This window comes from Methylobacterium sp. GXF4, from assembly GCF_000272495.1.
Taxonomy (GTDB): Bacteria; Pseudomonadota; Alphaproteobacteria; order Rhizobiales; family Beijerinckiaceae; genus Methylobacterium; species Methylobacterium brachiatum.
This window is the reverse complement of the sequence record NZ_AKFK01000045.1, coordinates 16240-33844: the sequence shown is the minus strand read 5'-3', so window position 1 is coordinate 33844 and position 17605 is coordinate 16240. Positions and strand designations below refer to the sequence as shown.

The 17605-nt window shown below is 71.3% G+C and carries 14 protein-coding genes; 3 read left to right on the top strand and 11 right to left on the bottom strand.

Annotated features, from left to right (window positions below; all coding sequences use genetic code 11):
- Positions 1-20: 20 nt before the first annotated feature.
- The gene (locus WYO_RS04265) at positions 21-230 is read right to left on the bottom strand and encodes a hypothetical protein (RefSeq protein WP_039902217.1); all 210 of its coding nucleotides are present in this window, start codon (positions 228-230) and stop codon (positions 21-23) included.
- 172 nt (positions 231-402) lie between these two features.
- Between WYO_RS04265 and WYO_RS28905 the strand changes: the two genes are divergently transcribed.
- Together WYO_RS28905 and WYO_RS04255 are read left to right on the top strand one after the other, a co-directional pair.
- Positions 403-657, top strand: coding sequence for a hypothetical protein (locus WYO_RS28905; protein ID WP_007559528.1), 255 nt, complete (start codon positions 403-405; stop codon positions 655-657).
- Between the two features lie 198 nt (positions 658-855).
- Entirely contained in the window at positions 856-1584 is a 729-nt protein-coding gene (locus WYO_RS04255) for a Crp/Fnr family transcriptional regulator (RefSeq protein WP_007559527.1), read from the top strand.
- A gap of 16 nt (positions 1585-1600) precedes the next feature.
- On the opposite strand, the gene WYO_RS04250 is transcribed toward WYO_RS04255, so the two are convergent.
- Both WYO_RS04250 and WYO_RS04245 read right to left on the bottom strand, forming a co-directional pair.
- Positions 1601-2104: an N-acetyltransferase gene (locus tag WYO_RS04250; RefSeq protein WP_007559525.1), complete on the bottom strand. Its 504-nt coding sequence runs from the start codon at positions 2102-2104 to the stop codon at positions 1601-1603.
- A gap of 65 nt (positions 2105-2169) precedes the next feature.
- Positions 2170-3366: an MFS transporter gene (locus tag WYO_RS04245; protein ID WP_007559523.1), complete on the bottom strand. Its 1197-nt coding sequence runs from the start codon at positions 3364-3366 to the stop codon at positions 2170-2172.
- Positions 3367-3428: 62 nt separating this feature from the next.
- Here WYO_RS04245 and WYO_RS04240 point away from each other — a divergent pair, with 62 nt between their 5' ends.
- Positions 3429-4217 carry a helix-turn-helix domain-containing protein gene (locus tag WYO_RS04240; RefSeq protein ID WP_007559521.1) on the top strand — a complete coding sequence of 263 codons (789 nt, stop codon included), beginning with the start codon at positions 3429-3431 and terminating at the stop codon, positions 4215-4217.
- A 39-nt stretch (positions 4218-4256) separates the two neighbouring features.
- On the opposite strand, the gene WYO_RS04235 is transcribed toward WYO_RS04240, so the two are convergent.
- The 8 genes from WYO_RS04235 to WYO_RS04200 all read right to left on the bottom strand — a co-directional run bounded on the left by WYO_RS04235 (position 4257) and on the right by WYO_RS04200 (position 17444).
- On the bottom strand, positions 4257-4793 hold the full coding sequence (locus WYO_RS04235) for a DUF2059 domain-containing protein (protein ID WP_007559519.1): 537 nt from the start codon (positions 4791-4793) through the stop codon (positions 4257-4259).
- Positions 4794-5222: 429 nt separating this feature from the next.
- Positions 5223-6326, bottom strand: coding sequence for a microcin C ABC transporter permease YejB (locus tag WYO_RS04230; protein WP_007559516.1), 1104 nt, complete (start codon positions 6324-6326; stop codon positions 5223-5225).
- A 4-nt stretch (positions 6327-6330) separates the two neighbouring features.
- A complete protein-coding gene (locus tag WYO_RS04225; protein ID WP_165486544.1) occupies positions 6331-8145 on the bottom strand; it encodes an extracellular solute-binding protein in 1815 nt (604 codons plus the stop codon).
- Positions 8146-8180: 35 nt separating this feature from the next.
- Entirely contained in the window at positions 8181-10049 is a 1869-nt protein-coding gene (locus tag WYO_RS04220; protein ID WP_244424062.1) for an extracellular solute-binding protein, read from the bottom strand.
- 254 nt (positions 10050-10303) lie between these two features.
- Complete coding sequence (locus tag WYO_RS04215) at positions 10304-12388, bottom strand: hypothetical protein (RefSeq protein ID WP_007559510.1); 2085 nt, start codon at positions 12386-12388, stop codon at positions 10304-10306.
- 310 nt (positions 12389-12698) lie between these two features.
- Positions 12699-15518: a DUF4159 domain-containing protein gene (locus tag WYO_RS04210; RefSeq protein ID WP_007559508.1), complete on the bottom strand. Its 2820-nt coding sequence runs from the start codon at positions 15516-15518 to the stop codon at positions 12699-12701.
- Positions 15519-15525: 7 nt separating this feature from the next.
- Positions 15526-16437, bottom strand: coding sequence for a DUF58 domain-containing protein (locus WYO_RS04205; RefSeq protein ID WP_007559506.1), 912 nt, complete (start codon positions 16435-16437; stop codon positions 15526-15528).
- Positions 16438-16439: 2 nt separating this feature from the next.
- Positions 16440-17444, bottom strand: coding sequence for a MoxR family ATPase (locus WYO_RS04200; protein ID WP_039902257.1), 1005 nt, complete (start codon positions 17442-17444; stop codon positions 16440-16442).
- Between the last annotated feature and the right edge of the window lie 161 nt (positions 17445-17605).

The following is a 17605-nucleotide window of genomic DNA, read 5'->3' as shown; positions in this document are numbered from 1 at the left end:
CCGGCCGGGCCTCGAAACGATCAGGCCCCCGTGTCGCGTTCCGGTGAACCCTCGGGCGTCCCGTTGTCCGCGCGCTCCCTCCGCTCCAGATCCTGCACGATCTCCCGGCCGACGATGTGCAGCAGCACTCGGATCAGCATCTTCATCTGCGGCGTGCCGTGATCGGCGATGACGGCGTAGGCGGCGATACACGCATCCGCCACGGCATCCAGATCGGTGGCCCGACTCATTGCATATCCAACGTCTAACATGTCGAAGACGGGTTGCGGAGTGTAAAACATTTACATTCCGGTCGCCTTCATTCGAATAATTGTATTTTTATTACCGTATTGCAACCGATGTTGTGGTGATAAGAGCTGTTCATCGTTGATGTGGGGGCGAATTATCGATGGAGCCGCTGCGATGGACATGAAGACCCCCACCATCCCGGGTTCGGCCGCAAGCCCCCGGGCCCTGAGGAAGCTCCAAGACCTCGCCGAGGTGCTCGGCTGTTCGACGGATCTGTTCTTCGCGGCTTCTGACGGGCCTTCGACCGGCCAGACGGCTCAGCTTCTCCAGATGTGGCTCGCGATCCGGAATCCCGAGGATCGCCAGACGGTGTTCGCCTGCGTCCGCGAAGTCCTGAAGGCGCAGTCCGACGGTCATCGCGAACGATAGGCGGCGGAGTGTCTAACGGGCGTCGCCGGTACGCGTAGTATTGATCGAGATCAGTTTTCAGTCGGCGGTAATATTCTTGCGTTTTTGAGCAACACTTGCGGTTTTCGTGGCAAATACCATTTTCTCGTCATCGCCGGCCATTGGTCGGGCGCTGGTGATTGAGGGACGCCGTGTGCTCTTGCCCCACAGGCGACCCTCATGGCCCCCCTCCAGCAAGCCGATATCCGCAACCGCCTCCTCCGGGCTCTCCCGCCGGAGGATTTCGCGGTTCTGCAGCCGGCTTTGCGGGCCCAGGCGATGCGCCTGCGGCATGTCCTAATCGCGTCCCACACGACGATCGAGACGGTCTATTTCCCGGAAGACGGGTTCGTCTCGATCACCAGCGATGCGCCAAGCGGCCGGGTCGAGATCGGGCTGATCGGCCGGGAAGGTCTGGTCGGTGCCGCCCCGATCCTGCTCGATGACGACCGCAGCCCGCACACCCACTTCGTGCAGATGGCCGGGCACATGCTGAGCATCGACGTGCCGCGGCTGCGGGCCGAGGTGGAGCGGCGCCCGGCGCTGCGGCGGCTCCTGCAGCGCTTCATCCAGGCGCAATTCGTCCAGACCGCCCAGACGGCCTTCGTCAACGCCCGGGGCAACACCGCGACCCGCCTCGCCCGGTGGTTGCTGATGTGCCACGACCGCGTCGATGGCGACCAGATCACGGTCACGCAGGATTTCATGTCGTTCATGCTGGGCGTCGAGCGGCCGGGCGTGACGGCGGCGTTGCGAAGCCTGGAGATGGCCGGCTCGGTGCGCAAGCGCCGCGGCAGCGTCGAGATCACCGATCGCGATGGGCTGCTCGACTATGCCGGGGACGGCTACGGCGTGGCGGAGGCCGAATATGCGCGCCTGATCGAGGGACGCGCCGAGCCGCAGGCCTAGCACGCGGCGCGGAGCTTCAGGCGCGCACCGCCTCGACCAGGCCCGACACGCCCGCGCAGAACCCAGTCCGCAGCTCCAGCCACAGCAGCCGAGCGGGATCCACCGGTCCCGGCAGGGTCAGGCGGCCGGGCGGGACCGGAGCGAATCCGAACCGGGTGTAATAGGGCGCGTCACCCACCAGGATCACCAGGCCCTCGCCCGCCTGCCGGGCGGCCTCGAGCGCCGCGCGGGTCAGGGTGCCGCCGATGCCGCGTCCGGCGAAGCTCGGATCCACCGCCAGCGGCCCGAGCATGACGAAGGCCGACGGTCCGGCCCGCACCGGCCCCATCCGCACCGAGCCCACCAGAAACCTGCCGACCGAGGCGGTGACCCCGAGATCCATCCGCTCGGCCGCGCCCTCGCGCAACCGGTAGGCGGTGCGGGCGAAGCGTCCGGGGCCGAAGGCGCGGGCCTGGAGCCGGTCGATCGCGGGGGCGTCCTCCGGCCGCTCGGGCCGGATGACGAGGGAAAGTGTGGTCACGGCGGGCTCACGGCTCGGAACCGTGGCCGCGTAGCAGCGCCGGCCCGGGGCGGCAAACCGCCGGCCTATTCCGCCGCCGCCAGCTCGGCCCTGGGGCCGCCCTGCGTCACCTTCAGGAAGCCGAGCGCCGAGAGCCAGATCACCGCGCCGCAGGCGGCCGCGATGCCGAGCACCAGCGCGAAGCCGCCGCGATCATGCAGCACCGCGATGGCCGGGACCACGAAGCCGCTGGCGGTGAAGCCGACGAAGTAGCGCACGCTGTAGGCCCGGGCCCGGTAGGCCGGGGGCACGTAGCGGGCGATCATCGCGTCGTTGATCACCACCTGTCCGTAGATCGCCGTCATGGCTAGCATCAGCCCGACGAGCAGCGGCAGGCCGGTGGTGAGCGCCGCGATCCCGAGGCCCAGCGGCTGCAGCACCGACAGGGTCACGAACAGGGACGGCAGGCTGAACCGGTCGATCAGCCGGCCCATGGCGAGCTGCATCAGCGCGCCGAACAGGAAGACCACGGTCGCGAGCGAGCCGATCAGCGTCAGCGGCAGCGCCTGGCCGACGCCCTCGTCGATCACCTTGGGCAGGCTGATCGTCGTGAGGTTGAAGGTGACGCCGCCGGCGAAGATCGCCAGGGCGTAGAGACCCATCAGCATCCAGGGTCGGCTCACCGCGATCGCGGCCGCGCCCCCGGCCTTCTTGCCGCCGGCCTCGCCGTCGCCCGGGACCAGCGCCAGGAAGGCGGCGCCGCAGGCGAGGCAGACGAGGCCCGGGACCACGAAGGCGGCGCGCCACCCGACATTGGCGGCCAGCAGCGCGGTCACCCCCGAGGCGGAGGCGGCGCCGAGATTGCCCCAGACACCGTTGACCCCGAGGTCGCGGCCCAGCCGGCGCGCGTGGGTCACCAGCATGGTCGAGCCGACCGGGTGGTAGATCGCCGAGGCGAGGCCGAGCACGCACAGCCAGAGCGCGAAGCTCAGCGGCGTCGTGGCGCTCGCCACCCCCAGGCAGGAGAGGCCGTAGCCGAGGAAGAACACCGCCAGCATGTTGCGTCGGCCGAACCGGTCCGCCAGCCAGCCCATCGGCAGCGAGCACAGGCCGAAGGCCACGAAGGCGCCGGTGGCCAGCCCGATCAGCTCGCCGTAGCCGAGCCCGGTCTGGGCCGCGATGGCGATCACCGCGGTCGGGTAGATCAGCAGCACGAAATGGTCGAGGGCGTGCGCGACATTGACGAAGCGCAGCGTGCGTCGGGAGAGGGTTTCGGAATCCATCGCGGCCTATCCTCCGGGATCGCCCCCTGATACCCTGGCCCGATGGAGACGTCGGGCCGGATATGTATGCGAACGGGCCAAAATCGGTGGTGGCGCCGCGGTCGACCGCCGCGGCCGATTATCAGCATGTGCCGCGGCCGGTCGCGGTCGTGCGCAAGCCGCTGCCGGCCGGGAGCGGCACCGGCCTGCATTTTCATGTCCGGGCGCAGCTTCTCTACGCGACGGCCGGGCTGATGAGCGCTTCGGCCGAGGACGGCACCTGGGTCGTGCCGGAGGGGCACGCCCTCTGGATCCCGCCACGCCTGCCGCATGCCACGGTGACCCATGGGCCGGTGGCCCTGTGCACGGCCTATCTCGACCCCGCCGCCGTGGCGGCGTTTCCGGCCTCCTGCCGGGTGATCGCGGTCTCGCCGCTCCTGTCCTCGGCCCTGACCGCCCTCGCGGAGGAGCCGGTTCTGTACGACGAGGCCGGCCGCGGCGGCCACCTCGCCGCCCTGGTGCTGGACGAGATCGGCCGCGCCCCCGAGACGCCGCTCACCCTGCCTCTGCCGCGGGATGCCCGCCTGCGCCGGGTCTGCCTTGGCCTGATCGCGGATCCGGCCGCCGCGGAGGATCTCGATGCCTGGGCCGACCGCGCCGGGGCGAGCCGGCGCACCCTGACCCGTCGGTTCCGCACCGAGACCGGGCTCAGCTTCGGCGATTGGCGGGCCCGGGCCCGGGTGATCCGAGCGCTCGCGCTCGCCGCCGAGGGCCGCCCGCCGGGCGCCGTGGCGGCGGCGGTGGGCTACCGGAGTGCGCAGGCTCTGCGCAGCACGGTGGCGCGGGTGCTGGGCGGCGGGGGAACGCCGTAGGCCGCCCGCGCGGTTCTCAGTCGAACCCAATCAAGCCGGTCACTTCGGCTTGGCTTGGCCGCCCGGACCCCAGCCATGGGCCTGGACCGCCTTGACGATCTTGGCCTGCATCTCGGGCGCCACCGCCTGCATCCATTGCTGCATGCCGGCCAGCTGGATCTGGGCGAGCTGCGGCTGGGCGGCTGCGAGGCGCTTGCCGGTGGGCGTGGCGTAGAACGCCGCGATCGCCTGCAGGTCGTCATTGCCGAGGATCGTGGCGAAGCCGCGCGCCTGGATGTCGAGAAGCTCGTCGTAATGCTCGGACAGGGTCGGCATCACGACCTCCTGGACCAGGACCTGCGCCTTCTCGGGCTCCTTGATGCCGATCTGCTGCATCATGCCGACCATCGGGGCCGCCATAGAGCCGAGCGTGGCGGCGCGATCCCCCTGCATCTGCGCGATCGTCTCCCGGGCGACCTTCAGCAGGGCCGGATCCGGGGCGGCGGCCGGCGCGGGTTTCTGGGGCGCCTGCGCCAGCACGGCGCCGGGCAGCGCGGTTCCGAGACAGAGGCCGACGAGGAGGGTCGAGAGACGCATGGGTGCTCCGATCACGATCGCCGCACGATTCAGCGTTGCACGGCCCGCGCAGTGCTATCGCAATCGTGAACGGGATCAATGACGGTGGGGTCAGCGCGGTGACAATCGGTCGACGCGGACCCGGCCCGGGCAGGGGCCGGGGCGCGGGCTTCGAATGGGGGCAGCGGGCTATTCCGCTCGCGTGACGGCGCAGGTTCTTCGCAGGGACCGCTCGGGCAACAACCCGCTCATCCCGCTGCCGCGATGCCCGGGATGACGGGGTGGATGTCGCGCGTCCGAGTGCAGTCGTGGTCGGTGACCGGGCAGGTCTCTCCGCAGATCAGAGAGGTCTCACCCAGCTCCTCAGGATGAGCCGGCGGTCCGGATGTCCGTGGAGTGAGAGCTTCCACCTGCCGCAAGGCTCAGGCAAGAACCGGACGCGTCCGGCCCTCACGTCGCCCGCGCCGAAAAGTCGATCCGCGGGTCGATCCAGACGTAGATCAGGTCCGAGAGCAGGTTCACCGCCAGCCCGAGCAGGGAGAAGATGTAGAGGGTCGCGAACACCACCGGGTAGTCGCGGCCGACGATCGCCCGGAAGGACAACTCGCCGAGGCCGTCCAGGGAGAAGATCGTCTCGATCAGCAGCGAGCCGGTGAAGAAGGCCGAGATGAACGCGCCCGGGAAGCCGGCGATCACGATCAGCATGGCGTTGCGGAAGACGTGGCCGTAGAGCACGCGGCGCTCGGAGAGGCCCTTCATCCGGGCGGTCAGGACGTATTGCTTGCGGATCTCGTCGAGGAACGAGTTCTTGGTGAGCAGGGTCGAGGTCGCGAAGGCGCCGATCACCAGGGCGGTGAGCGGCAGCGCCAGGTGCCAGGCGTAGTCGGTGAGCTTGTGCCAAGTGGAGAAGGTCTCCCAGCCCTCGCTGGTCAAGCCGCGCAGCGGGAACCACTGGTAGAACGAGCCGCCCGCGAACAGGATGATCAGCATCAGCCCGAACATGAAGCCCGGGATCGCGTAACCGATGATCACCACGAAGGAGGTCCAGCGGTCGAAGCGCTCGCCGTCCTTGACGGCCTTGCGGATGCCGAGCGGGATCGAGATTGCGTAGGAGAGGAGCGTCATCCACAGGCCGAGCGAGATCGAGACCGGCAGGCGCTCCTTGATCAGCTGGATGACCGTGACGTCGCGGAAGTAGCTCCGGCCGAAATCGAACCGCACGTAGTCCCAGAGCATCTTGGCGAAGCGCTCCGGGGCCGGCTTGTCGAAGCCGAACTGCTTCTCCAGCTTGGCGATGAAGTCGGGGCTCAGCCCCTGCGCGCCGCGGTAGCGGGAATTGCCCTCGCCGCCGCCTGCCGCCCGGCCGCCGCCGCCGAGGTCGCCGCCCCCGCCGGTGACCCGCGACAGGGTGCCGTCGCCCTGGCCCTTCATCTGCGACAGCACCCGCTCCACCGGGCCGCCGGGGGCGAATTGCACGATCGTGAAGGTGATCAGCATGATCCCAAATAGGGTCGGGATCATCAGGCCGATGCGGCGCAGGATGTAGCCGAGCATCGTCTCAGTCCCGCCCGATCCGCTTGGCCTTGTCGGCCTCGTACCACCAAGTCCCGGGGGCGCCGAGGTCGTATTTCGGCGGGTTGGCGGGCCGGCCGTAGATGTCCCACAGGGCGAGGCGGTGGGCGCCGGAATACCACATCGGCACCCAGAGGCGCCGGGCCCGCAGCACCCGGTCGAGGGCCTGGCAGGCGGTGGTCAGCGCGGCGCGGGACCGGGCATCCGCGATGGCGGTGAGCAGGGCGTCGATGGCCGGGTCGGCCACGCCCGAGAGGTTGTTGGAGCCCGGGGTGGCCGCCGCCTTGGAGCCGTAGAGCTCGCGCAGCTCCGTGCCCGGGGTGACGCCGCCGGAGAAGCGGCGGGACGTGACGTCGAAGTCGAAATCGTTGACCCGGGCCTGGTACTGCGACGGATCTACGGTGCGGTGGCTCGCCTTGATCCCGAGAAGGCCGAGATTGCGGATGAACGGCTGGGTCACCGCCTGGAAGACCGGGTCGTCGTCCAGGAACTCGACGGAAAGGGGCTTGCCCCCCGGCAGCAGGAGGCCGCCGCCCTGGCGGGTGCAGCCGGCCTCGCGCAGCAGCGCGTCCGCACGCTTGAGCAGTGCCCGGTCCTGGCCGGACCCGTCCGAGACCGGGGGCATCCAGGCCTCGCCGAACACCTCCGGCGGCAGGTCCTTGAACGGCTCCAGCAGGGCCAGCTCCTCGGCCGAGGGCTTGCCGGTGGCCTTGAGGTCGGAATTCTCGAAGAATGAGGCGGTGCGGGTGTAGGCGCCGTACATCAGGTTGCGGTTCGACCATTCGAAGTCGAAGCACAGGCCGATCGCCTCGCGGATGCGCGGGTCGCGGAACGGCTCGCGGCGGGTGTTGATCCACCAGCCCTGGGTGCCGCTCGGCCGCGCATCCGGCACGGTCTGGCGGATGACGCGCCCCTCGGTGGCGGCGGGGAAGTCGTAGCCGGTGGCCCAGACCCGGGCGGTGAATTCCTCGCGGAACGTGAAGGCGCCGCTCTTGAACGCCTCGAAGGCGACGGTGCGATCGCGAAAGTACTCGTACCGGATCGCGTCGAAATTGTTCTGCCCGACCGTCACGGCGAGCTCGGCCGCCCAGTAATCCGGCACCCGGTCGAGCCCGATCGAGCGGCCGGGATCGACGGCGCCGACTTGGTAGGGACCGGAGCCCAGCGGCGCCTCGAGGCTCGCGGCCTCGAAGTCGCGGTTGCCGTAATAGGTCGCGGAGAAGATCGGCAGCTGGGCCACGAACAGCGGCAGGTCGCGGGCGCGGCCCTCCGCGAAGGTGACGACCAGGGTATCGTCGCCCTCGGCGCGGGCGTCGGTCATCGGCCGGATCACCTCGGAGATCGAGGGATGGCCCTTGTCGCGCAGGAGCTTGAGGCTGAAGGCGGCGTCCCGGGCGGTCAGCCGCGAGCCGTCGTGGAAGCGGGCCTGCGGGCGCAGCGCGAAGGTGTAGGTCAGGCCGTCGGGGCTCACCGTCACGGCGCGCGCCACCAGCCCGTAGACCGAATCCGGCTCGTCCAGCGCCCGGACCATCAGGCTGTCGAAGGTCAGGTCCAGCCCGGCCGCGCCGTCGCCCCGCAGCACGTAGATGTTCAGCGTGTTGAAGGTGTTGAGCGCCTGGTTGCCGGTCGTGCTGGCGAGCTGGGTCGAGAACCGGCCGCCCTTCGGGGCGATCGGGTTCACGTAGTCGAAATGCTCGAAGCCGGGGCCGTATTTCAGCTCGCCGAAGCTCGACAGGCCGTGGCGTTCCTCGCCGGCGGCCCGGGCTGGACGGACCGCCGCCAGGGCGCCGGCGCCCAACATGAGGCCGCGCCGGCTCGGCCGCCAGGGCCGGCCGGTCACCGCGGGGCTCCGGTCTTGGCGGCGCGCGTCGCGTCGTACCACCAGGTCGTCGGGAAGCCGGAGCCGGCATAGCGCGGCAGCACGGCGGGGTGGCCGAACCGGTTCCAGCGCAGGGTCCGCTGCTCGCTCGCCGACCATTGCGGCACGACGTATTCGTGGGCGAGCAGCACCCGGTCGAGGGCCTTGGTGGCGGCGATCACGCCGGCCCGGTCATGGGCGTAGATGACCTTGTCGATCAGGGCGTCGATGCCGGGATCCTTGATCCCGATCAGGTTGCGCGAGCCCGGCTTGTCGGCCGCCGCCGAGCCCCAGAACTCGCGCTGCTCGTTGCCCGGCGAGAGCGATTCACCCCAGCCGTTGGTGGTGATGTCGAAGTCGAAGTCGCGGATCCGGTTCTGGTACTGCGCGGCGTCGATCACCCGCATCGAGGCGTCGATGCCGATGAGCTTCAGCTGCGCCGCGAAGGGCAGGATCACCCGCTCGAAGGCGTTCTGGAATTCCAGGAACTCGACGGTCAGGGGCTCGCCGGTCGCCTTGTCGACCATCTTGCCGCCGCGCAGCTCGTAGCCGGCCTCGCGCAGCAGCCCCACGGCCTCCCGTAGGTTCTTGCGCACGGCGTCCGGGGTGTCGTTGACCGGGTTGGCGTAGGGCGTGGTGAAGACCGAGGCCGGGATCTTGTCCTTGACGCTCTCCAGGATCGCCTTCTCCTGGCCCTCCGGCAGGCCCGAGGAGGCCAGTTCCGAGCCGAAGAAGTAGGAGTCGATCCGCTTGTAGAGGCCGTAGAACAGGTTCTTGTTCATCTCCTCGAAGTTGAGCGCCAGGTTGAAGGCCCGGCGCACCCGCGGATCCTTGAACTTGTCCCGGCGGGTGTTGAACGCGAAGGCCTGCATGATGCCCATGCCGCGCTCCGGGAACGCCTCCTTGATCAGGCGTCCCTCCTTCACGGCCGGGAAGTCGTCGTAGGCGGTCGCCCAGTTGCGGGCGATGTTCTCGGACCGGAAGTCGTAGAGGTCGCCCTTCAGGGCCTCGACCAGCACGGTGCCGTCGCGAAAATACTCGTGGCGCTCGGTGTCGAAGTTGTAGCGTCCGACATTCACCGGCAGGTCCTTGCCCCAATAATCCGGCACGCGGGTGTAGGTGACGCTGCGGCCGGGCTCGAACTTGGCCAACCGATAGGGGCCGGAGCCGAGCGGCGGCTCCAGGGTGGTCTCGGTGGGGTTGCGCGGCTTGCCGCTGGCGTCCTTGCCCTCCCACCAGTGCTTGGGCAGCACCCGCAGCTGGCCGATCACCTGCGGCAGCTCGCGGTTGCCCTTCTCGCTGAACGTGAAGGTCACCTCGTGCGGCCCGGTCGCCTCGGCCTTGGCGACGGTCTGGTAATAGGCGGCGTAGAACGGGCTGTTGGCCTTCAGCACGCCGTAGGACCAGACCACGTCCTCGGGGGTGATCGGCTTCCCGTCATGCCAGCGGGCATTCTCGCGCAGGCGGTACGACACCGAGCCGAGATCGGGGGCGACCCGCACCGCCTCGGCCAGCAGGCCGTAGGAGGTGAACGGCTCGTCCGAGGATTCGGTCATGAGCGTATCGTAGAGCTGCAGCACGCCGCCCTCGAGATCGCCCTTCAGGCCGGAGACGATCATGTTGAAGTTGTCGAACCCCCCCTGCATGCCCAGCCGGACGAGGCCGCCCTTGGGCGCGGCCGGGTCGGCATAGTCGAAATGCTTGAAGCCGGGGCCGTATTTCGGCTCGCCCATCAACGTGATGGCGTGGGTCCACTGGCCGGTGGCAGCCGGGATCGTCGCCTCCGTGGCGGCCGCACTCGCGGCCGGTTCCTGCGCGCGGGCGGGGGCGAACTGGAGGCAGGCGATGCAGAGCGTGGCGGCGAGGAGGCGTCCAGTCACAGGCAGGCTATCTCCATGTCATCGCACCCCACGGGGCGGGGCGATTAGGATTCAACGCGGTCGGTCTTAGGCCGGGAGCGCCCCGGGCGTCGAGGTTCGGTGTTCGCAGGCCGGCCCGTTGTTTGAAGGCGCGACTGTGGTCCTCCGGCGGGGCGTCGCTGGTCGGGGTACCGGGTGAGCCCGAGTCGCTCCCGCCGTGTCGCCCCCAACACGCAACACGATCACACCGCACGCCCGCGGCGTCCCTCGACCAGCCACATGGCGAGCACGGCCGCCGCGAGGGCCGCCAGGGCGGCGAGGCCCAGCGCCAGCGGGTAGACCTCGACGCCGCGGATGTTGGCGCTGTCGCTGGGGCGGAAGCCGATCCAGTCGCCGCCGGCCAGCCGGCCGCTGCGCACGGTGGCGAGGCGCGGCACCTGGGTGGTGCCGCCGGCATCCGCGACCCGGCGGATCGAGCCGCCGGAGCCCTCCGCTACCGCCTTCAGGCGCTCGCTGTCGCTGAACACGTCGGCGAGCTCGCGCGGATTGGCCGGGCCGACGCTGACGAAGGCCACGAGGTTGCCCGAGCGCAGGGTGTGGAGTCCCAGGGTCTCCGCGTCGAAGGTGGCGGTGAACAGGCCGGGCTCGCCGGGCTTGAGGGTGAGCGTCGTCACCTTGCCGGTCGGGCCGGTGACGGTGACCGGCTCGACCTGCTCGGCCATGGTCTGGCGCTCGACCCGCACCTCCCGGCCGCGACCGGTGGTCTGCGCGCGCAGGGCCTCCTCCTCGAGGGCCGGCTCCTTCATCAGCCAGTGCGCCAGGCGGCGCAGCAGGTCGAGATAGGGGCCGCCCTCCTGGTAGCCCCGTGCCCAGAGCCAGGCATGGTCGGACAGGAGCAGCGCGACGCGGCCCTTGTCCTCCCGGGACAGGGCGAGGAGCGGCAGCCCTTCCGCGCCGGACAGGATCGGCTGGATGCCGGGCCGAGTGCGGGCCTGGACGATGCGCAGCCAGTCGCCCCAGGCGGGCGGGTTGGCATCCGAGCCCGGCAGGTCGCGGGTGACCGGGTGGCGCTGGCCCACCTGGGTCGGCGTCGCCTTGTAGGGACGCTCGACCACGCGCCCGTCCGGGTCGCCCGGCAGGATGCCGGCCAGCCGCGTGCGGGCGAGGCTCGCCGGCCCGGCATATTCGGGGCCGGCGGCGACGAGCAGCGCCCCGCCCTCGCGGACGTAACGGACGATGTTGTCGAAATAGGCCTGCGGCAGCACGCTCTGGTTGGCGTAGCGGTCGAAGATGATCAGATCGAAGTCCTTGATCTTCTGAACGAACAGCTCGCGGGTCGGGAACGCGATCAACGACAATTCGGAAATCGGCGTGCCGTCCTGCTTCTCGGGCGGGCGCAGGATGGTGAAATGCACGAGGTCGACGTTGGCGTCGGACTTCAGGAGGTTGCGCCAGGTCCGCTCGCCCTGGTGCGGCTCGCCGGAGACCAGCAGCACCCGCAGCTTCTCGCGGATGCCCTCGATCGGCAGGACCGCGCGGTTGTTGACCGTGGTGAGCTCGCCCGGCAGGGGCTCGACCTCGATCTCGACGACGTTCGGGCCGCCATGCTCGATCCGGGTGGTGAGCGCGAACGGCTTGTCGGTGGCCACATCCCGCCGGCCGATCTCCTCGCCGTCGCGGCGGATGGTGACGACGGCGTGCCCGGTGCCACCGCGCTCCATCACCTCGGCGCGGATCGTGAGATCCTTGCCGACGATGCCGAAGCGGGGCGCCTCCAGGAGCTTGATCTGCCGGTCGCGCTCGTCCGGATGGCCGGTGACCAGGACGTGGAGCGGCGCCTTGATGCCGAGCTGGGCCATCGCGGCCGGGATGTCGTGGACCACGCCGTCGGTGAGCATCACGATGCCGGCGAGCCGCTCGGGCGGCACGTCGGCCAGAGCCTGGCCCAGCGCCGTGAACAGCTTGGTGCCGTCGTCGCCGTCCTTGGCGTCGGGCACGTCGATGAAGCGCGGCTCGATATTGGTGAGCGCGCCGAAGCGGCGCTGCAGCTCGGCCCGCACCGCGTCGGTCATCTGCGGCCGGTCGCCGAGCGCCTGCGAGCCGGAGCGGTCGACCACGATCGCCGCGATGTCCTTCACGGGCTCGCGATCCTCCCGCACCAGAGCGGGGTTGGCGAGCGCGGCCAGGACCAGGGCGAGCACAAGGGCACGCAGCAGCGCCGTCCGGCCCCGGGCCACGAAGGCGAGCAGAGCCAGGACGACGACGATCAGCCCGAGGGCGGCCAGGACCGGCCAGGGGAGGAGGGGGGTGAAGCTGAGGCTCAGCATGGGGCGGAGCGCTCCGGTTCCGTGATGTGACGGCGTCTTTCACCGGCCGAGCTGCGGCCCTGGCAGGTTTTGACCGGTGCAGTCGCCGGGGCGTGAGCGCGGAAAGCGCGGGTCCCCTCTCCCGTGCGGGAGAGAGACAGGGTGAGGGGTGCGACTGTTCCGGAAAAACCGGGTCCCTCACCCCAACCCGCTCCCGCATGGGAGAGGGGGCGCGTCGCGGCCTGCAACAGCGCCCGCGCATCGAACTCATGTCGCCCGCAATTCGCAGAGCGGGGAGGGGAACCGGTGCTTCGCTGGGTGTTCGAAAAAATCACTGCCCCAGCCGCTCCAGCAGCGCGGGCACGTGGACCTGATCCGCCTTGTAGTTTCCGGTCAGCGTGTAGATCACGATGTTCACGCCGCCCCGGAAGGCCATCTCGCGCTGGCGCTGGTCGCCGCCGACCACCGGGTAGAGCGGCTCGCCCCGGCGGCCCACCGCCCAGGCGGCGGCGAGGTCGTTGCCGGTGATGATGATCGGGCTGACGCCGTCGCCGGCCCGGGCCGGGCGGCGCTCAGTGCCCTCCGCGGCGGGGGGCAGGGCCTCGACCCAAGTCTGGCCCGTGGCGTAGCGGCCGGGGAAGCTGTCGACCAGGTAGAAGGCCTTGGTCAGCACGTGGTCGAGGGGCACCGGCTCCAGCTCCGGCACTTCGAGGGTCGCCAGCATCTTGCGCAGGTAGGCCGCCTCGGGGGAGGGCGGGCCGCCCGGGCGGGCGGTGAGCGCGTCGCGGGTGTCGAACAGGACCGTGCCGCCGTTGCGCATGAACGCGTCGATCTTGCGGATCGCCGTCTCCGAGGGCTGGGGCCGGGACGGCGCGATCGGCCAGTAGATCAGCGGGTAGAAGGCGAGCTCGTCCTTGGCCGGGTCGATCCCGGCGGGCTCGCCCGGTTCGAGGGCTGTGCGCGAGGCGAGCATCTGGGTCAGGCCGGTCAGCCCGGTCCGGCTGGCCTCGTCCACGGCGGCGTCGCCGGTGATCACGTAGGCGAGCCGCGTGACCAGGGCCGATTCGATGCCGTTCGGTCGGTTGGGCGCGGGCTCCTCGGCGCGCAGGGGCTGCGCCGGCAGGGCGGCGAACAGCAGGAGGCCCGCGACGGCCAGCGCCGCCGGGCGTCCGCGCAGGCGGCTCGCCCAGGCGGAGCGGCGCAGGAAGCCGCCGAGCCACAGGCCCGCCAGGGTGTCGAGGGCGAGCAGCAGCAGCGCCAGGGTGAACAGGGTCGGGCGCAAATCCAGGGTCTCGGCTCCGGCGAGGCTTCCGATCCGGGCGCCCTCGAGCGCCGCGGTGTCGAGAGGTTTCAGGCGGTCGTCGGGCTTCAGGGCGTTGACGCTGATGCCGCCATCGGCCGGACCGTAGAAGCCCGGCGGGTGCTCGGCATTCCCCCGGTCGGCATAGTCGGCCGCCACCGCGGTGGCCGAGGCCGGGGGCGAGCCGAGGGCGCCGAACCCGTCCAGAGTCGCCCGGGGGGCGAGCACCACGGCGGAGGCGCGATTGGCCTCGCCCGCGGGCGGCGCCGAAGTCCCGGCCAAGCCGACCACGCGCCGGAGCATGTCGATGAACAAGCCCGAGAGCGGCAGGTTCGACCAGGTCGTGTCGGCGGTGACGTGGAACAGCACCAGCGTGCCCTGGCCGCGCTTCTGCGCGGTGACGATCGGCGTGCCGTCCTGCAGGGAGGCCCAGGTCCGGTTTGGCAGGTCGCCGTCCGGCTCGGCCAGGATCTGGCGGCGCACGCCGATATCGGCCGGCGGGGTCAGCCCGGCGAAGGGGCTCTCGGGCGGGAACGGTGCCAGGGTCTTGGGGCTGTCCCAGGACAGGGTGCCGCCCAGCGTCCGATTGCCCCGGCGCAGGCGGACCGGCACCAGCGGGTCGTTGCCGGCCGCGAGCCGCGGCCCGGCGAAGCGCAGCAGCATGCCGCCGGCCTTCACGAAACTCTCGACCCGGGCGGTGGTCCGCTCGTCCAGCGCGCCGACATCGGCCAGCACCAGCACCGAGACCTGGTTGTCGAGGAGCTGGTTGATCGACTCCGCCGTCCCCTTGGCGCCGCGCGCCTCCTGCACGTCGGCGAAGGGCTGGAGCGCCCGGGCGAGGTAGTAGGTCGGCGCCAGCAGGGGCTGGGCCTGGTCGAGGGTGCCGCCGAAGACGAGGCCGACCCGGCGGCGCTTGCCGCGTTCGTCCTGAAGCACCACGGCCCCGGCCGAGCGCTCGCCCGCGATCTCCAGGCGGCTGATGCTGTTGCGCAGCTCCACGGGCATCTCGAAGGCGGCCGTGGCCTCGGTGGCGTCGCCCGCGAAGGCGAAATCGCGCTCGGCGAGCGGCAGGCCCTTCTGGTCGAGGGCCCGGATCACGCCGGTGTCGCGCCCGTTCGGCGCCGCCCGCTGCGCCCGGGCCGTGAGGGTGCCGCCGGTCTCGGTGGCGGTGAGCGCCAGGGCTGGCGGCCTGTCGGCGCGCAGCACGGTCAGGGCGGCGCCGCTGCCGCCGACAAGGTAGGCCAGGCCCTTGGCGAAGCGCTCGTCGCTGGCGCCAGCGACGCCGTCGCTGATCCAGACGAGGCCGGCGCCGCGGTTCTTCTCCAGGAACGCGCCGATGCTGGCCAGATGCGCGTCGCGGGTCGGCAGGATCGGGCGCGGCGCCAGGGCGCGCAGGCGCTCCAGGGCGGTGGCCGGGGTCTTGGCCTCGAAGGCCGCGGCCGGCTCGGCGAGGCCGATCACCGCCACGGGCCGTCCGTCCCGGGCGGCGCCCTCGATTGCGTCGGTGGCGACCCGCAGCCGGTCGCGCCAGTCGTGGGCGGCCGGGAAGCCGTTGTCGAGGAGGACGAGGAGCGCGCTGCGCCCGCCACCGGCCCCGACGCCGCCGGGGTTCCAGACCGGGCCGGCCACGGCCAGGATCAGGGCGGCGGCGATCAGCAGGCGCAGGAGCAGCAGCCAGGGCGGGGTGCGCGCCGGCGTCTGCCGCTGCGGGATCAGGTCGGCGACGAGCTTGAGCGGCGGAAACGCGATCCGGCGCGGGCGCGGCGGGGTCACCCGCAGCAGGAACCACAGGGCCGGCAAGCCGATCAGGGCGGCGAGCGCCAGGGGCGCCGCGAAGGTCAGACCGAGCATGGCGGCCTCACTCCGGGCCGCGCGCGGCGATCAGCGTGGCGAGCCGCAGGGCCGCCTCGCTCGCCGGACGGTCGGTGCGGTGGATGGTGAGCGTCCAGCCCTGCTGGCGGGCGATTCCCTGCAAGGCGGCGCGATGCTCGGCGATGCGGGCGCGGTAGCGGTCGCCCCAGGCGCCGGCATCGCCGATATCGAGGCTGAGCCCGCCTTCGAGGTCGTGCAGCACGGCCTGGCCGGTGAACGGGAAGGTCTCCTCGATGGGATCGACCACCATCAGCAGATGGCCGCGGCTGCCCCGCCCGGCGAGGCTTTGCACGGCGGTCGCGATCCGGTCGGGATCGGTGAGGAAGTCGCCGATCAGCACCACCTCGTCGAACCGGGCCGGGCTCGCCCGGGGCGGCAGGTCCTGCGCCAATCCGGCCTTGTCAGCGACCAGCGCCTGGATCATCCGCTCGACGATGCCCCGCGAGGCGGTGGCCCGGGTCAGCCCCAGGAGCCCGACCCGCTCGCCGCCCTCGACGAAGGCGTCGGCGAGCGCCAGACTGAGGACCAGGGCCCGCTCGACCTTGGAGGCCGAGGCCAGGTCCGACGCGAACCCCATCGAGGCGGAGCGGTCGATCCAGAGCCAGATGTTGTGGGCCGCCTCCCATTCGCGCTCGCGCACGTAGAGCCGGTCGTCCCGGGCGGAGCGGCGCCAATCGACCCGCGCGGCGGCCTCGCCGGTGACGAAGGGGCGGAACTGCCAGAAACTCTCGCCCGGCCCCGCCCGGCGCCGGCCGTGCAGGCCATGGGCTAGAAGGCTCGACACCCGCCGCGCCTCCAGGACGAGGCGGGGCATTTTTTCGGATAGGGCGGTCGCGCCCTCGCTCTCGCGCCTGCCGGGGGTGCGCCGTTCGGAGCCGAGGGCGTGTGTCCCGACCAAGGCTAAAGCTTCTCCGCGAGCTTGCCGATCAGGCCCTCGATGGTCTCGCCGTCGGCGCGGGCGGTGTAGCTGAGCGCCATCCGGTGCTTGAGCACCGGCTCGGCCAGGGCCTTCACGTCGGCCACGGAGGGCGCGACCCGGCCCTCGATCAGCGCCCGGGCGCGGGCGGCGAGCGTCAGCGCTTGGCTGGCGCGGGGACCGGGACCCCAGAGCAGCTTGTCCTTGACCAGCGGATCGCCGCCGTCGGGCCGGGCGGCGCGCACGAGGTCGAGGATCGCCTCGACCACGGCCTCGCCCACGGGCAGCCGGCGCACCAGGCGCTGGGCGGTGAGCAGCTGTTCGGTGGACATCACCGCGTGCGGGCGCACCTCGTCGACGCCGGTGGTCTCGATCAGGATCCGGCGCTCGGCGGCGCGGTCGGGATAGCCGACGTCGATCTCGAGCAGGAAGCGGTCGAGCTGGGCCTCGGGCAGGGGATAGGTGCCCTCCTGCTCGATCGGGTTCTGGGTGGCGAGCACGTGGAACGGCCGCGGCAGGTCGTGGCGGGCGCCGGCCACCGAGACGTGGCCCTCCTGCATCGCCTGGAGCAGAGCCGATTGCGTGCGCGGGCTCGCCCGGTTGATCTCGTCGGCCATCAGCAGCTGGGTGAAGACCGGCCCCTGCACGAAGCGGAACGCCCGGCGGCGCTCGGCATCCTCCTCGAGGATCTCGGTGCCGAGGATGTCGGAGGGCATCAAGTCCGGCGTGAACTGCACGCGCCGCGCGTCGAGGCCGAGCACGGTGCCCAGGGTCTCCACGAGCTTGGTCTTGGCGAGCCCCGGCAGGCCGACGAGCAGGCCGTGGCCGCCCGCCAGGATCGTCACCAGGGCGAGGTCGACGACCTTCTCCTGCCCGAAGATCACCCCGTGGATCGCGTCGCGCGCCTGACCCACCGCGGCGAGGCAGGTCTCCGCGGTCGCCACGATGCCGTCGTCGAGGCTGGTGGCCGGGCTGATCGCCTGCGTCATGCGGTTGTCCGTCTCCTGTCCGGGGCTCCGGAGAACCCCGTCGGTCATCCGGCCAATGTGGGGCCGTTCGCACCGGGCTGGCAAGGTCGGGATCGCCGCACGCGGTTTCGACGCCCGGAACCCCGGGGTTTCACGCCGCCGCGCGGCGGCCCCGCGACACG

Bases quoted from the DNA above. Each gene is read 5' to 3' on its own strand.
- WYO_RS04265 (WP_039902217.1), bottom strand. From the start codon at position 230: ATGAGTCGGGCCACCGATCTGGATGCCGTGGCGGATGCGTGTATCGCC.
- WYO_RS28905 (WP_007559528.1), top strand. From the start codon at position 403: ATGGACATGAAGACCCCCACCATCCCGGGTTCGGCCGCAAGCCCCCGG.
- WYO_RS04255 (WP_007559527.1), top strand. From the start codon at position 856: ATGGCCCCCCTCCAGCAAGCCGATATCCGCAACCGCCTCCTCCGGGCT.
- WYO_RS04245 (WP_007559523.1), bottom strand. From the start codon at position 3,366: ATGGATTCCGAAACCCTCTCCCGACGCACGCTGCGCTTCGTCAATGTC.
- WYO_RS04240 (WP_007559521.1), top strand. From the start codon at position 3,429: ATGTATGCGAACGGGCCAAAATCGGTGGTGGCGCCGCGGTCGACCGCC.
- WYO_RS04235 (WP_007559519.1), bottom strand. From the start codon at position 4,793: ATGCGTCTCTCGACCCTCCTCGTCGGCCTCTGTCTCGGAACCGCGCTG.
- WYO_RS04230 (WP_007559516.1), bottom strand. From the start codon at position 6,326: ATGCTCGGCTACATCCTGCGCCGCATCGGCCTGATGATCCCGACCCTA.
- WYO_RS04225 (WP_165486544.1), bottom strand. From the start codon at position 8,145: ATGTTGGGCGCCGGCGCCCTGGCGGCGGTCCGTCCAGCCCGGGCCGCC.
- WYO_RS04215 (WP_007559510.1), bottom strand. From the start codon at position 12,388: ATGCTGAGCCTCAGCTTCACCCCCCTCCTCCCCTGGCCGGTCCTGGCC.
- WYO_RS04210 (WP_007559508.1), bottom strand. From the start codon at position 15,518: ATGCTCGGTCTGACCTTCGCGGCGCCCCTGGCGCTCGCCGCCCTGATC.
- WYO_RS04200 (WP_039902257.1), bottom strand. From the start codon at position 17,444: ATGACGCAGGCGATCAGCCCGGCCACCAGCCTCGACGACGGCATCGTG.